10 protein-coding genes are annotated in these 12,648 nt (G+C 71.5%); 7 read left to right on the top strand and 3 right to left on the bottom strand.

The window, feature by feature from the left end:
- Positions 1-37: 37 nt before the first annotated feature.
- Together IPL40_06300 and IPL40_06295 are read right to left on the bottom strand one after the other, a co-directional pair.
- Complete coding sequence (locus tag IPL40_06300) at positions 38-523, bottom strand: hypothetical protein (protein MBK8480769.1); 486 nt, start codon at positions 521-523, stop codon at positions 38-40.
- Positions 520-1,245 carry a hypothetical protein gene (locus IPL40_06295; GenBank protein ID MBK8480768.1) on the bottom strand — a complete coding sequence of 242 codons (726 nt, stop codon included), beginning with the start codon at positions 1,243-1,245 and terminating at the stop codon, positions 520-522. Before IPL40_06295 ends, IPL40_06300 begins: the two co-directional genes overlap by 4 nt.
- 441 nt (positions 1,246-1,686) lie before the next feature.
- Here IPL40_06295 and IPL40_06290 point away from each other — a divergent pair, with 441 nt between their 5' ends.
- The 5 genes from IPL40_06290 to IPL40_06270 all read left to right on the top strand — a co-directional run bounded on the left by IPL40_06290 (position 1,687) and on the right by IPL40_06270 (position 5,611).
- Positions 1,687-2,097, top strand: coding sequence for a hypothetical protein (locus tag IPL40_06290; GenBank protein MBK8480767.1), 411 nt, complete (start codon positions 1,687-1,689; stop codon positions 2,095-2,097).
- Between the two features lie 372 nt (positions 2,098-2,469).
- A complete protein-coding gene (locus IPL40_06285) occupies positions 2,470-3,030 on the top strand; it encodes a prepilin-type N-terminal cleavage/methylation domain-containing protein (GenBank protein ID MBK8480766.1) in 561 nt (186 codons plus the stop codon).
- A 9-nt stretch (positions 3,031-3,039) separates the two neighbouring features.
- A complete protein-coding gene (locus tag IPL40_06280) occupies positions 3,040-3,552 on the top strand; it encodes a hypothetical protein (GenBank protein MBK8480765.1) in 513 nt (170 codons plus the stop codon).
- Positions 3,553-3,626: 74 nt separating this feature from the next.
- The gene (locus IPL40_06275; protein MBK8480764.1) at positions 3,627-4,880 is read left to right on the top strand and encodes a hypothetical protein; all 1,254 of its coding nucleotides are present in this window, start codon (positions 3,627-3,629) and stop codon (positions 4,878-4,880) included.
- Positions 4,881-4,924: 44 nt separating this feature from the next.
- On the top strand, positions 4,925-5,611 hold the full coding sequence (locus tag IPL40_06270) for a pilus assembly PilX N-terminal domain-containing protein (protein ID MBK8480763.1): 687 nt from the start codon (positions 4,925-4,927) through the stop codon (positions 5,609-5,611).
- Positions 5,612-5,671: 60 nt separating this feature from the next.
- Here IPL40_06270 and IPL40_06265 read toward each other — a convergent pair whose 3' ends face one another.
- Positions 5,672-6,379, bottom strand: a complete 708-nt coding sequence (locus IPL40_06265) for a hypothetical protein (GenBank protein ID MBK8480762.1) — start codon at positions 6,377-6,379, stop codon at positions 5,672-5,674.
- Positions 6,380-6,622: 243 nt separating this feature from the next.
- Between IPL40_06265 and IPL40_06260 the strand changes: the two genes are divergently transcribed.
- Complete coding sequence (locus IPL40_06260) at positions 6,623-10,936, top strand: hypothetical protein (GenBank protein MBK8480761.1); 4,314 nt, start codon at positions 6,623-6,625, stop codon at positions 10,934-10,936.
- Positions 10,937-11,013: 77 nt separating this feature from the next.
- Positions 11,014-12,594 (top strand): NAD(P)H-hydrate dehydratase, encoded by a 1,581-nt coding sequence (locus tag IPL40_06255; GenBank protein ID MBK8480760.1) that lies wholly within the window; start codon positions 11,014-11,016, stop codon positions 12,592-12,594.
- Positions 12,595-12,648 lie beyond the last annotated feature (54 nt).

The following is a 12,648-nucleotide window of genomic DNA, read 5'->3' as shown; positions in this document are numbered from 1 at the left end:
TCTGCGCCGCAATGAATTAATTACATAGCGTCACGCCTCACGGAATTCTGCGCGGCACCGCCCGATCGCTGAGCTGCCGTGCCGCGCTGGAACCGGCATGGCGCAGGTGACACGCGCGGCAGGCGTCGACCAGGGCGTTGAAAGCGCCCACCTGATCCGGCCGCGTCGTCTCGAGCAGCGCGCCCGCGCGGGCGCGCAGCGCCCGCGCGCGCTGCTCGAAGTCTGGAAGCGAGCTGCGCGGGTCGACCGCCTCGGCCAGCCGCGCCAGTCGCTGGGCTGGGGCGCCCCAAGAGGCGCCCCCGAGCGCGCGTCGACGCAGCTCGGTGGTCAAACGCTCGAGCTGGCGCATTTGCTCGCGCACGCCGAGCGCCCGCAGGGCGGCGCGTTCCTGCGCGGCGCCCTGCGCCCTTTGCGTACTGTGCCCAGGCGCCTCCTGGCGCCGCTCGCAGTGACAACTGCCTAAGAGCAGCGCCAGCAGCGCCAGCAGCGCCGCGGGCGACGGCGCCAGCCGCCCCGCCTTCATGACGCCTTCGCCTGCTGCAGATTGTTGATCGCGACCTCGAGCTGGAAGCGGCTGAAGCCCTGGAAGACCCGCCCGTTGACGATGATCAACGGGACGGCACCCGGGCGCATGCCGTTGGCCTGCTGAATCTCGACCATCTTCTTGCCCGCTTCGGGCTGCTGCTCGACGTCGACGTCGAGAAAGCGCACGCCGCGCTGGCGCAGGTAGTCACGAGCCAGGCGGCAGGATGGGCACCAGGTGGTGCCGAAGACGATCACCTTGGGCATCGCCGCCGCTGGCGCGGCGGCGCCCTGCGAGGCCGCGTCAGCGGTGCCGCTGGCGACGGCGCGCTGCGACCCGTCCTCCGCGACGGCCGTGGTCCTCCGCAGGCCGCGCCTGCTCGCGCCGCGCCGCCTTGCTGGCCGCGCTGCGGCGCTGCCGCCGGCGCTCGGCCCGTCCTTCGTCCCTGCTCCCGGTCGCTCGAGCGTCGCGACGCTGACCCGCGGCATCACGCGATCGAGCCAGGTGCCCTTCTCCTCGATCCAGCTCGGGAAGGTGCCCTCGGGTGTGTCCTGAACCGTGAGATCGGCGACGTAGACCCGGTCTCCCCCCAGCGTGCGGTGCGGATCGGTGACCATGACGGCGCGCCGTGCCTCGCTCTCGACGTCGCGTAGCCGATCCACCGTGCGCATCTGGCCGGCGCGATCGAAGAAGGTGAAGAGCAGTCCCGCCCCTTCACGCACCGTCGTCGCCTCGTCGCGTTGCGGGGGTGCAACCTTTGCCGCGCTCGGCGGGTGCCGCTCGCAGCCGAGCCCAAAGGCGGTGGCAGCGGCGGCGGCGGCGACGGCGGCAATTAGGACCAGGCGCTTCAGCGTAGGCTCCAGCGCACCCTCGGCGGGCTCGTAGCCCTCGGCCGACGACCACGGGCGCGCATCAGCTTAGCCGATGCAACCGGCGGCGGCACGAAAACGCGCGGGCCAGCGAGGGCCCTCAAAGGGTCGACGGCAGCAGCGTCCGCGCCCCGCGGTGCCACACCACGCGCCCCGCTGTGCCACACTATCTGGTAGGTTGCGCGCCGCTGGCAACGAGATGCGGTGCCCCCCCTTGACGCGTCTCGCTTGGCTGCCCAGAATGGGACCTTGGACCCGAAGACGGCGCGGCGCTTGCGCGCGAGGAGCCTGGCCATGGCGAAGAAGCAGACCCGCAGGAGCATTTCGGTGCGCGGGGCGACTTACGACGCGCTGCGCGCGTATTGTGATGAGCAGGGCGTGAGCATGAGCGAGGCGGTGGAGGCGCAGCTAGCCGCCCTGCTGGGCTTGGAGGCGAAGGCGGCCGCCCCAGCGGTGCAGGCTGCGCCGGCGACGCGAAGCGCCCCGGCGACGCGTCGCGTCCCGGGCGTTGCCCCAGCGCCGGCGACGCGCACCGCGCCGGCGACGCGCACCGCGCCGGCGACGCGCACCGCGCCGGCGACGCGTACCGCGCCGGGCGTTGCCCCAGCGCCGGCGCCGAGCCAGGAGGCCAAGCCAAGGGCTCGATCGGGTCGCCACCTCAGCGTCGATCAGCTCCACGACGCGGCGCGTCGCTTCACGTTCTGAGCCCGAAGCTCAGACCCACCCGACGCCACGTCTCAACGTTCCCGGCGCCACGTTCCCGGCGCCACGTTCCCGGCGCCACGCTCCCGGCGCCACGTCCGCCAGCGGTCGCTTCCCCGGGCACGGCTCCGCAATTATTGCGGCCTGTGGCGCCGACTGCGGCCTCTCCGCGCGCCGGCGTTTTGCGTTAGGCGCGCCCAATCTGGCATCATTGCGCTTCGTTCGAACCGGCGCCGCGACCGGCCGGCCGATGGCACGGAGCATGCTCATCTCGGGCACTCCGGTGCGCTGGCGCGCGGGCAGGTGGTGCATAGGGCCCGCTGGCCCGCTGCTGCCGCGATGCTCGGAGGCGTTGGGCCCGCGATTGGAGAGCGCATGCGACGCTGGTCTCGATCCGACCCTTCTCGCGCTGAGGGCTTCACGCTGGTGGAGCTGCTGGTGGCGCTCACCATCATGGCGGTGCTCGCGGCGCTCGCCATTCCCGCCTTCAGCCGCGACACGAGCGAGGCGGACTTCAAGCGCACCGTGCGCCAGATCGCCCAGGACCTGCGGCGCCTACACTACGAAGCCATCTCCAGCCGCGAGCATCGCTCGCTGGTCATTCCCAGTCCCGGGCAGCGCTACTCGCTCAACGCGGTCGTCCCGGGCACGACGACGATGTCGCTGCTGCGCCGCGAGATCTTGGCCCCGACCGTGATCATCGCCGGCGTGCTCGAGCGCGCCGCCACGCCCGGGACGAGCTACACGCCGCCCGGTGCGCTGCCGGCAGAGGTACGCTTCACGGGTACCGCCGATGTGCAGGCCGAGGCCGGCAGCACCTCCGCGCCGAGCGACAGCGCCGCGACGGTCTTCATCCGCACGGTCGACAACCACTTCCACGCGCGCATCGTCGTCTACCAAACCACCGCCTACGTGCGCGTCTACCAGAGCTGGTGAGGAGCGGCCGTGCCGAGCGAACCGACCTCCGCCGACTGCCTCGCGAAGCTGCGCGCGCCATGCCCACCAGCGGTGGCCGCGCAGGGCGCCGGCTTCACCATCGTCGAGGTCTTAATGACCATGCTGCTGCTCATGGTCGTCATGCTCGGTCTGACGGCGCTGCAGCTGACGACGATTCGCCAGGTGACCAACTCGAAGCTGGCGAGCGAGGCGACGCGGCTGGCGCAGCTCGCGCTCGAGCACTACCAGACGATCGAGTATGCCAACGTCGTCGACACCGGCGGGGTGTGGAGCACCGAGATGAAGCGCGACGGTGTGACGCCGATGCAGGGCGTGAACGCCGACGGCCAGGGCGACGGGCCCTTTACCGTGCGCGCGATGATCGAGAGCCCGCCCGGCGGTGGCAGTCGCTTGATCACGATCCGCGTCAGCTGGCTCAGTGTCGAGCGGGGTGCGGAGAGTGCTCCAGCAGACCAGTACCGCGAGCTGGGCGTGACGATGTCACTGCAGAGGTACCGCTGATGCGCCGGCGCGCTATGGTCGGCGTGGGTGGGCCCAGCGTGGGCGTGACGCTTCAGCCTGCGCGGTGGCCCGGGGTGGACCCCCGTGCAGGCTCGTCGCCGGGTGCAGGCTCGTCGCCGGGTGCAGGGTGGAGCGCGCAGGACGAGGGCCTGACGGTCGTCGAGCTGATGATCGCGCTGGTCCTGGCGGCGATGCTCTCGGCCGGCCTCTACCAGCTCATGTCGGGCCAGACGCGCAGCTACCACCAGCAGATGGATAACCTCACGAGCCAGGAGAACCTCTGGGGCGCGTTGGAGTTCCTGCAGCGCAGCGTGCGGCTGGCGGGCTACGGCTTGGGCGGCTGTCCGCAGGGTCGCATCCTGCGCTACGCGAATGCGACCGGCACGACGGCCCCGGCGCCCTGGCTGATCCCGCTCCGCGTCTACAACGACTGCAACCTGCTGCTGGTCGGCGACCCGCTCGTGGACTGCGCCAGCGGCCATGGCGATGGGGTCGACTCGCTCTCGGTGGCCTTCATTGGCGCCACACCCGGGACGGCCTCGGCCTTGACCGCGGCGCGTTTGACGCAGGCCATGCCGGGGGTGCATTCGCTGGCCATCGTCGGCTCGCCTGGCCGCTTCCCGGCCGCCGAGCAGCTCGCCCTCTGGCAGCCGGGAACGGGCAAGCCTTGTACGATGCTCCAGGTGACCGCGGCGCCGCTGTGGAACGCGCCCGCCAATGGCTATGAGCTGCCTCATCTTCACGGCGTCTTCGGGCCCGACATCAATCCGCCGGCGGGCGTCGAGATCTTTCCGGCGGGCGGCTACGATGCCGGCACGCTGGTGCTCAACGTTGGCGGCGCGGGGGTGCGGCACTTCGCCGTCGAGAGCGATCCGATGCGTCCAGAGCAGCCGCCGCGCCTCGTCACCTGGTCGACCTCAAACCCGCAGCCCTCGGCGGATACCGGCAACGTCGAGGTCGTCGCCGACGGCGTCGAGGACCTGCAGATCGCCTATGCCTGCGATGAGAACGGCAACGGCGTGTTCGACGAGGGGCACCTCGACCCCATGGCCGCGACGGACACGCGCCCAACCGATGAGTGGGCGCATAACGGACCGGGCGAGGCGGGTGACCTCAACGGCGACGGCTATCCCGACGCGCTGAGCTGCGCGAGCGGCATCGGCGCGGTGCGCCTGACCGTCACCGCGCGCTCCCCCAGCCCTGACACGACCGGCCCGCAGGGCGGCCGCGCCGAGGCCGAGGATCACCCGGCGGGCGCCAACGATCGCTATCAGCGCCGGCGCCTGACCGTGCTCGTGACGCCGCGCAACCTGAGGCCGACGCCATGAGGGCATGGACGCGCGCTGCGCGGCGGGAGGCAGGTTCGGTCCTGTTGATCGCGCTCTTGGTGACGCTGATCGTGCTCGGCATCGGCTTGACGGCGATGTGGCTCTCGTCGTCGGGGACGCGGGTCTCCGGCAATCTGACGCGGCGCCAGGAGGCGCTCTACGCGGCGGAGACGGGCATCGAGCGCGCCCAGGCCGTGCTGCGCGCGCGCGCGGACTGGGAGGTCCTCTTGCGTGGGGGCGACGGCTCGCTCTGCACGCCTTCGGTGACGGCCTATGTTCCGGGCAAGGGGCTGGTGCTCTGCGACGGGAGCGTGCCGCTGGAGAACGTCTTCTTCGTCACCGGCTCGGCGGCGGCGAGCAGCGATCCGCGGACGGCCCAGATGGCGAATAACCTGCGCTACACGGTCTACGTGCGCAACGACGACAGTGAGTACCAGTGGTGCAATGACACCGTCGAGCCGGGTGAGCCGGCGGGTTCGGACAGCGGGGACTGCGATGGCGATTCGATCGGCGGCACGGCCGTCGATCTCGACCTGATGCGCTTCGGCGACCGCGATCGGCGCGTCGTCTTGCGGGCCGAGGGTGTCGGTCGCGATGGCCTCAGCCAGCTCGCGATCGAGGCGATCGTTGGCGCGGCCGTGACCGAGCCCGTGAGGGCGTCCTACGGGCAGAAGGGCGGTGGCGGTCAGGGTAACAACGCCGTACCGCGCGCCGCGATACCACGGCCCTGAGCCGCATCGCAGCGCCGGCGGCCTCGCGGCCGCTCGGGCCGCCCGGTCGTCCAGCGGCCCTCAAAGCCCGGCGGCGACCGCGCGCAGCAGGGCGGCGGGTTGTTCATGCTCCGGCTCTCCGTGCATCACGATCACGCGGCGCAGCCCCTCGAGGGCCGCCAGCCGCAGCAGGTGCGCGCGCAGCGCCGCGCGATGCTTGACCAGCCAGAGGCGGCTGATCGCGGTCACACGCGGACCGCCGGTCGATCCCAGCAGCCGCAGCAGCCAGCCGCGAGGGCCCGCGAGGTGCGGCTGATTGAAAAGGATGTCGTTGAAGACGAGGCTGAGCCCATCGGCGGAGCGCACTGTCAGCACGCCCTCGCGCTCGCCCACGCCGTCGAGGTGCTCGAGGCGCACGCTCTCGTCGCCGACGAAGGTGCTGTAGCTATCGTCTACCGGCACGGTCTGGGCCACGCGGGCCGCGCTGCCAGCGGGGCAAACGACGCGTAGCTGCGGATAGCGCCGCTTATAGGCCTTGGCGTCGAGCCGATGCCAGCCGTTGGGGACGACCAGCACGGCCGGTCTGCCCCAGGCCTCGATCGCGCCCATCAGGGCCTCCGGCAGCGCGATCGCATTATGCACCAGCAGGCGTCCGTCGCTGAGGCGCGCCAGGGTCATCCGGCGCCTGAGCGGTAGGCCTGGCAGCGCCCCCTCGATCACGCGCAGATTCTCGGCGAGCTCGACCAGCGGGCCGTGGGGGAGGACGCTTGCGTCAGGGAAAGCTGCCATCGACCCGCGCATCCTAGCTCCTTTGCGCGCGCCAAACCACGGACTGCGCCGTCGGCTCCGCCTTGCGTAGCGGCGCCGCGCTGCGGCTGCGCTGCCGTCATGGCGCCGCGTGCGTGCTCGGCTCCGCGTGGGCGATCAAGTCCTGAAAGGGCGCTATACTGGGCTGCCGCGCCGCGACCGGCGCGGGCTGACGAGTGGTGCGCGAAGCCTTGCGTTCGCCGAGCCCGACGGAGCTGACCCCAGATGTTTCGCCCGACAAGCCGGGTGCTGCCCCTCCTGGCCGCGCTGGCGCTCTCCACGGCCGCGCGCCCGGCCCAGGCGCTCTCGCCGATTGGCTGCAGCGATGAAACCCGCGAGGGCTTCGTCGACCCGCAGACCCATTGGGCGATCGCGGCCTGTGGCGGCGGCTGGTCGCTGCCCGGTCTCGTCGACACCCTCCCCCGCTGCAACCGCCAGGCGGGCAACTCCAGCAGCAATCCGACGGGGGCCGGATGCTCGGCGGGCGACCTCTGTGCCCTGGGCTGGCACGTCTGCGAGACCCTGCAGGAGATCGACGCCGCGGCCTCTGGCAGCTGCAGCGGCGCGGCCGTCGGCGGCGGCGCCTTCTATGCTACCCGACTCTTCACCTTCGCAGGCTTCTGCGGGTCCTTCCCGGACGACGTCTGGGGTTGCGGAAACCTCGGTCAGGTGCAGGTCGGCGGTGGCGGCTGCGCGCCGCTGGATCGCAGCGTCGGCAACAAGTGCTCGGCACTCCCCGCGCCCTGGAGCTGCGCCGGAACGGACGGCTCGGATGAGGGCGTGCGTCTGCGCAAGGATGGGCCACAAGGCGGCGGTGTGCTCTGCTGCCGCGATCCAGACAGCGACGGGGACCTGATTCCTGATTCGTTGGAGGACCGCAACGGCAACCACCTCGTGGATGCAAACGAGACCGATCCGGCGAATCCAGACACCGACGGCGACGGGCTGCTGGATGGCGTCGAGGACAGCAATCAGAACGGGCTGCGGGAGCCCGGCGAGCTCAACCCGACGCTGGCCGATACGGATGGCGACGGCTTGCGCGACGGGCTCGAGCAGGGCGTCGACCAGCGCGGCCAGCCGATCGTCAACGCGAACCCGACCAACCCGCTGCTCGTCGACACCGACGGCGACGGCTTGAGTGATGGTGTCGAGGACGCCAACCGCAACGGCAGCTACGACGCCGCCAGCGAGACCGATCCGACCGACCTGGACAGCGACGGCGACGATCTGCCCGACGGCTGCGTCGACGCCGATGGCCTCGGCTGCGCGGCGGTCGACGGCGAGGACCTCGATCGCAATGGGGTCGTGGGCCCCAACGAGACCGATCCGCGGCGAGCCGATAGCGACGGTGGCGGCGTCGATGACGGTCAGGAGGTGCTCAATGATCGCACCAATCCCCTCGTCGCTGCCGACGACCGGACCTGCGACGATGGTCGCCGCAGCGGACTGGAGACCGACAGCGACTGCGGCGGGCCGGTCTGCGGGCCCTGCGCCGACGGGCTCGGCTGCGGGCAGGCGCGCGACTGCCAGAGTGGCGTCTGCGACGCGGGTTCAACGCGCTGCGCGGCGCCGAGCTGCACCGACGGCGTCTTCAACGGCAGCGAGACCGACCGCGACTGCGGCGGGATCTGTTCGGTAGCCTGCGCGCTGGGGAAGGGCTGCGCGTTGGGTCGCGATTGCCTGAGCGCGGTCTGCGACACCGACGCCAACCCGCCGGTCTGTGCCGCGCCGGGCTGCGACGATGGCGCGAAGAATGGCACGGAGACGGATATCGACTGCGGCGGCCTGTGCTCGGCGCGCTGCGGCCTCGGACAGCAATGTGCGCAGCACGCTGATTGCACCAGCGCGCTCTGCGATAGCGCGGCGCTGCGCTGTGTCTCGCCCTGCCCCAGCGTCGCGCTACCCGGTACGGCCGACGACTGCGACGGCGACCGCCTGACCAACCTCCAGGAGGATCGTAATGCCAATGGCGTCGTCGACAGTGGAGAGACCAGCCCGCTCGTGGCCGACAGCGACGGCGACGGGTTGATCGATGGGCTCGAGGAGCTCAACGGCGACGGTAGGACCGATCCGGCGAGCGAGACCGATCCGCTCAGCCAGGACACGGATCGCGACGGCCTGGTCGATGGCTGGATCGACGCCAACAACGACGGCATAGCGAGCCCTGAGGAGGGCGAGGACCTCAACCGCAATGGTGTGGTCGATGAGGGCGAAACGGATCCGAGGCGCTTCGACACTGATGGCGGCGGCGAGGCGGATGGCTCCGAGGTGCTGAGCACCCGGCACGATCCCCTCGATCCGGACGATGACTTCGTCGACAGCGACGGCGATGGGCTTCCCGATCGGGTCGAGGATCGCAACCTTAACGGCATTGTCGAGGCGGGTGAGACTGATCCGCGCCTGGCCGACACCGATGGCGATGGGCTCGGTGACGGCGTCGAAGATCGCGACAAGGACGGTGAGGTCGATAGCGGAGAGACCGATCCGCGCTTGGTCGACAGCGACGGCGATGGGCTGGGCGATGGGCTCGAGGACAAGAACCAGGACGGCCGCCGCAACCCGGGCGAGACCGACCCGACGCGGGCCGACAGCGATGACGATGGGCTCTTCGACGGGGTTGAGGATGCCAACAAGGACGGCGTCTTCGACGCTGGCGAGACCGACCCGACGCGGGCCGACACGGACGGTGACGGGCTCAAGGATGGTGCCGAGGACAGGAACCACAACGGCACGCGCGAGAGCGAGGAGACCGATCCGCGGCTGAAGGATACCGACGGTGGCGGGGTGGAGGATGGCGCCGAGGTGGCGGCAGGCACCGATCCCCTCAACCCCCGCGACGATTTCCCCACGGATACGGACGGCGACGGCCTGCTCGATCGTGAGGAGGATCGCAACGGCAACGGCGTCGTCGATCCTGGTGAGACCGATTCCACGCAGAGTGACAGCGACCACGACGGCGTGAGCGATGGTGATGAGGTGCGGGCCGGCCGCGACCCGCTGCGGTCGGATGCCTGGCTCGCCGGCGGCGGCTGCGCGTTGACCGCGCCCGCGTCGGCCCCGCCGCTGCTCTGGCTCGCCCTGCTCGCGGCGCTGCTCGCGCTGCGTTCCGTGGCCGGCGGGCGTCGCGGGGGTCGTCGCGGCGCGGCGCGACGCCGGCGCCGCCCCGCGCCGCGTGTGCTGCCGCTCGTCGCTCTGCTGGTGGTGGGCGGGGCTGCGCCGGCGCTGGCGCAGACGGGCGGATTTTCCATCTTGCGCTTGCGGCCGCCCGCCGCGGCGCTCGGCTTCTTCAGCACCGAGACGGCCACGACGCTGCCGCATCTATCGCCTTCGGCGGGCGTCTTCCTCCACTATGACCAGCGGCTGCTGCAGGTGGTCGATCGGGTCAACGGCGCGCACCGCTACGATGAGGTCAAGTACCAGCTCAACGCCGAGCTCTTGCTGGCGCTGGGCCTCTGGCAGCGCCTGGAGCTCGGGCTCGCGCTGCCCGTGGTCCTGGCCCAGGATGGTGGCTCGCGCGGCGCGATTTTCGGCACTCGGCCCGCGCTTTCCGCGGGGAGCGGCGATCTGCGCTTGATACTGAAGGGGAGGCTGCTGGCGCAGGGACCGTGGCTGGCGGGCCTGGGCCTGGCGGTCGACCTGCCGACCGGTAGCAGCGCTGACTTTCGCGGCGACGAGGGCGTGACGGTCGAGCCGCGCGCGATCCTCGGCGTGGACTGGTCGCGCTTCGGTGCCGCGCTCAACGTCGGCGTGCGTTTGCGCCCGGACTACCAGCTGGCGTTCGCAGGAGACGCCCAGCGTGCCACGGTCGGAGACGAGGCCTGGCTCTCGGTCGGGCTGCGCACGCGCCTCTGGGAACGGCGCCTCGACGCGCTGATCGACGGCCAGGGGTTCTTGGGTCTGGCGAGCCGTGGCGAGCGCCAGCGCGGGGGCGAGCTGCTCGTGGGGCTGCGCGGCCTGCTGCCCTGGGGCCTGAGCGCGAGCGTTGGAGGGGGCCCCGGCTTTGGCGGCGGGCTGGGGACGCCGGCCTTTCGGGTGCTGGCGGGGCTGCACTATCAGCACGGCGAAAATCCGCTCCGGCGCGCGGATCCGGTGGCCGACAGGGACCACGACGGGATCGCCGACGAGCTCGACGCTTGTCCTGACGAGGCCGAGGACCGTGACGGCTTCGACGATGCCGATGGCTGCCCTGACCCCGACAACGACAATGACGGCGTGCTCGATAGCGATGACCGTTGTCCGAACGTGGCCGAGGATAAGGACTACTTCGAGGACGACGACGGTTGCCCAGACCTGGATAACGATCGTGACGGAATCCCGGATGCGCGTGATAGCTGTCCGGACGAGCCCGAGGACATGGATGGCTTCGAGGACACCGATGGCTGCCGCGACGCGGATAACGACGGTGACGGCATTCCAGATCCCCGCGATCGCTGCCCCAACGAGCCGGAGACGATCAACGGGATCGACGACGCGGATGGATGTCCAGAGGCGCTCGCGCCCACCGTCGAGGAGGGCGTGGTGCCCGATCGATGGCGCTGAGCGCGGCGTCCCAGGCTTGCCAGGCGTCGGTCACTCCGGCGTGCGAGCACGCTCACCTGCATGAGGGCAGCCCGATGATGCGGACCAAGGTCGTTTCCGTCGCGGAGATGCGAGAACTCGATCGGCGCGCGGTCGAGGAGCTCGGCCTGTCGGTCGCGCTGCTGATGGAGAACGCGGGCCTGGCGGCTTATCACCTCGCGCGGCGACGGCTGGGCGTGCGAGGTCGACGCTATCTCGTGCTCTGCGGCGTCGGGCATAACGGGGGCGACGGCTTGGTCGTGGCGCGCCAGCTCCATGCCGGCGGCGCCGCGGTACGGGTGTTGCTGCTTGGCGATCCAACCCGCTTCAGCAACGAGGCTGCGGCGCAGCTCGAGCGCGCGCGGCGGAGCGGGCTCGAGCCGGCGATGATCGCGGCGCCCGCCGAGCTCGTCAGCGCCCTGGCCGACTGCGAGGTGGTCGTCGACGCGCTGCTCGGGACCGGGCTGGCGCGCCCAGTAGAGGGGCTCTATCGCGCGGCGATCGAGGCGATCAACGCTGCCGGTCGCCCGGTCCTCGCGCTCGACATCCCCTCCGGAATCGACGGCGACAGCGGGGTGGTTTGCGGCGCGGCCGTGCGAGCTTGCCATACCGTCAGCTTCGGTCTGCCGAAGCGCGGCAACCTGCTCTTTCCCGGCAGCGAGTACGGCGGGAAGCTCTACGTCGCGCCGATCTCGATCGCGCCTGCGCTGCTCTCCGATCACGCGCTGCGACTGGCGCTGAACGAGCCGCCGCCCCTGCCTCGCCGTCGTCCCGACGGGCATAAGGGCAGCTTCGGCGACGTGCTCTTCATCGCGGGCGCCGCCGGCTACTACGGCGCACCCTGCTTCGCCGCGCTGGCGCTGCTGCGGGCCGGCGGTGGCTATGCGCGTCTGGCGATGCCGCGCAGCCTCGCAGCGCCCTTGGCCGCGCTGGCCAGCGAGGTGGTGTTTGTGCCGCAGCCGGAGACGGCCGAGGGCGCCCTTTCCGAGGCTGGCGCAGAGGCGCTCCTGGCGCTGGCCGGCAAGGTCGACTGCGTGGCGCTCGGCAACGGGCTCTCCCTCGCCGCCGAAACGCAGGAGCTCGTGCGCCGCCTCGTCCCCGCGATCCAGACGCCGCTGCTGCTCGATGGCGATGGCCTGACGGCGATCGCGGCCGCCCCTGAGCTGCTCGCGCAGCGCCGCGCGCCGACCGTCCTGACGCCGCATCTGGGCGAGTTGGCGCGGCTGCTCGGCCAACCCGTCAGCGTGCTCGCCGCCGACGTCGTGGGCAGCGCGGCGCGCGCCGCCGCCGCGCTGGGCGTGATCGTGGTGCTCAAGGGGGCGCGCACGGTGATCGCCGCGCCCGAGGGTGAGCTGACGATCAACTGCAATGGCAGCTCCGCGCTGGCCACCGCCGGTACGGGCGACGTCTTGGTCGGCACGATCGCGGCGATGTTCGGGTTGGGGCTGCCAATGCTCGAGGCGGCGCGGGCAGGCGTCTTTATCCATGGCCTGGCCGGCGAGCGGGCGGCGGCGGAGCGCGGCGCCGATGGCGTGATCGCCCGAGACGTGCTGGAGGCCCTGCCGGCCGCCGTGCGGGCCTATCGCGCCGATCACGCGGCGGTGATCGCGGGCGGCGGGGGCGCGCTCGAGCTGCTCTGAGAGGCGCGCGCTACGAGACGCCCCGAGCGCGCTACGAGACGCCCCGGCAAGGGG

The sequence above is a fragment of the Pseudomonadota bacterium genome (assembly GCA_016711215.1).
Lineage (GTDB): Bacteria > Myxococcota_A > Polyangia.
This window is presented reverse-complemented; position numbering and strand designations above follow the sequence as displayed.

Bases quoted from the DNA above. Each gene is read 5' to 3' on its own strand.
- IPL40_06265 (MBK8480762.1), bottom strand. From the start codon at position 6,379: ATGGCAGCTTTCCCTGACGCAAGCGTCCTCCCCCACGGCCCGCTGGTC.
- IPL40_06290 (MBK8480767.1), top strand. From the start codon at position 1,687: ATGGCGAAGAAGCAGACCCGCAGGAGCATTTCGGTGCGCGGGGCGACT.
- IPL40_06300 (MBK8480769.1), bottom strand. From the start codon at position 523: ATGAAGGCGGGGCGGCTGGCGCCGTCGCCCGCGGCGCTGCTGGCGCTG.
- IPL40_06255 (MBK8480760.1), top strand. From the start codon at position 11,014: ATGCGGACCAAGGTCGTTTCCGTCGCGGAGATGCGAGAACTCGATCGG.
- IPL40_06285 (MBK8480766.1), top strand. From the start codon at position 2,470: ATGCGACGCTGGTCTCGATCCGACCCTTCTCGCGCTGAGGGCTTCACG.
- IPL40_06260 (MBK8480761.1), top strand. From the start codon at position 6,623: ATGTTTCGCCCGACAAGCCGGGTGCTGCCCCTCCTGGCCGCGCTGGCG.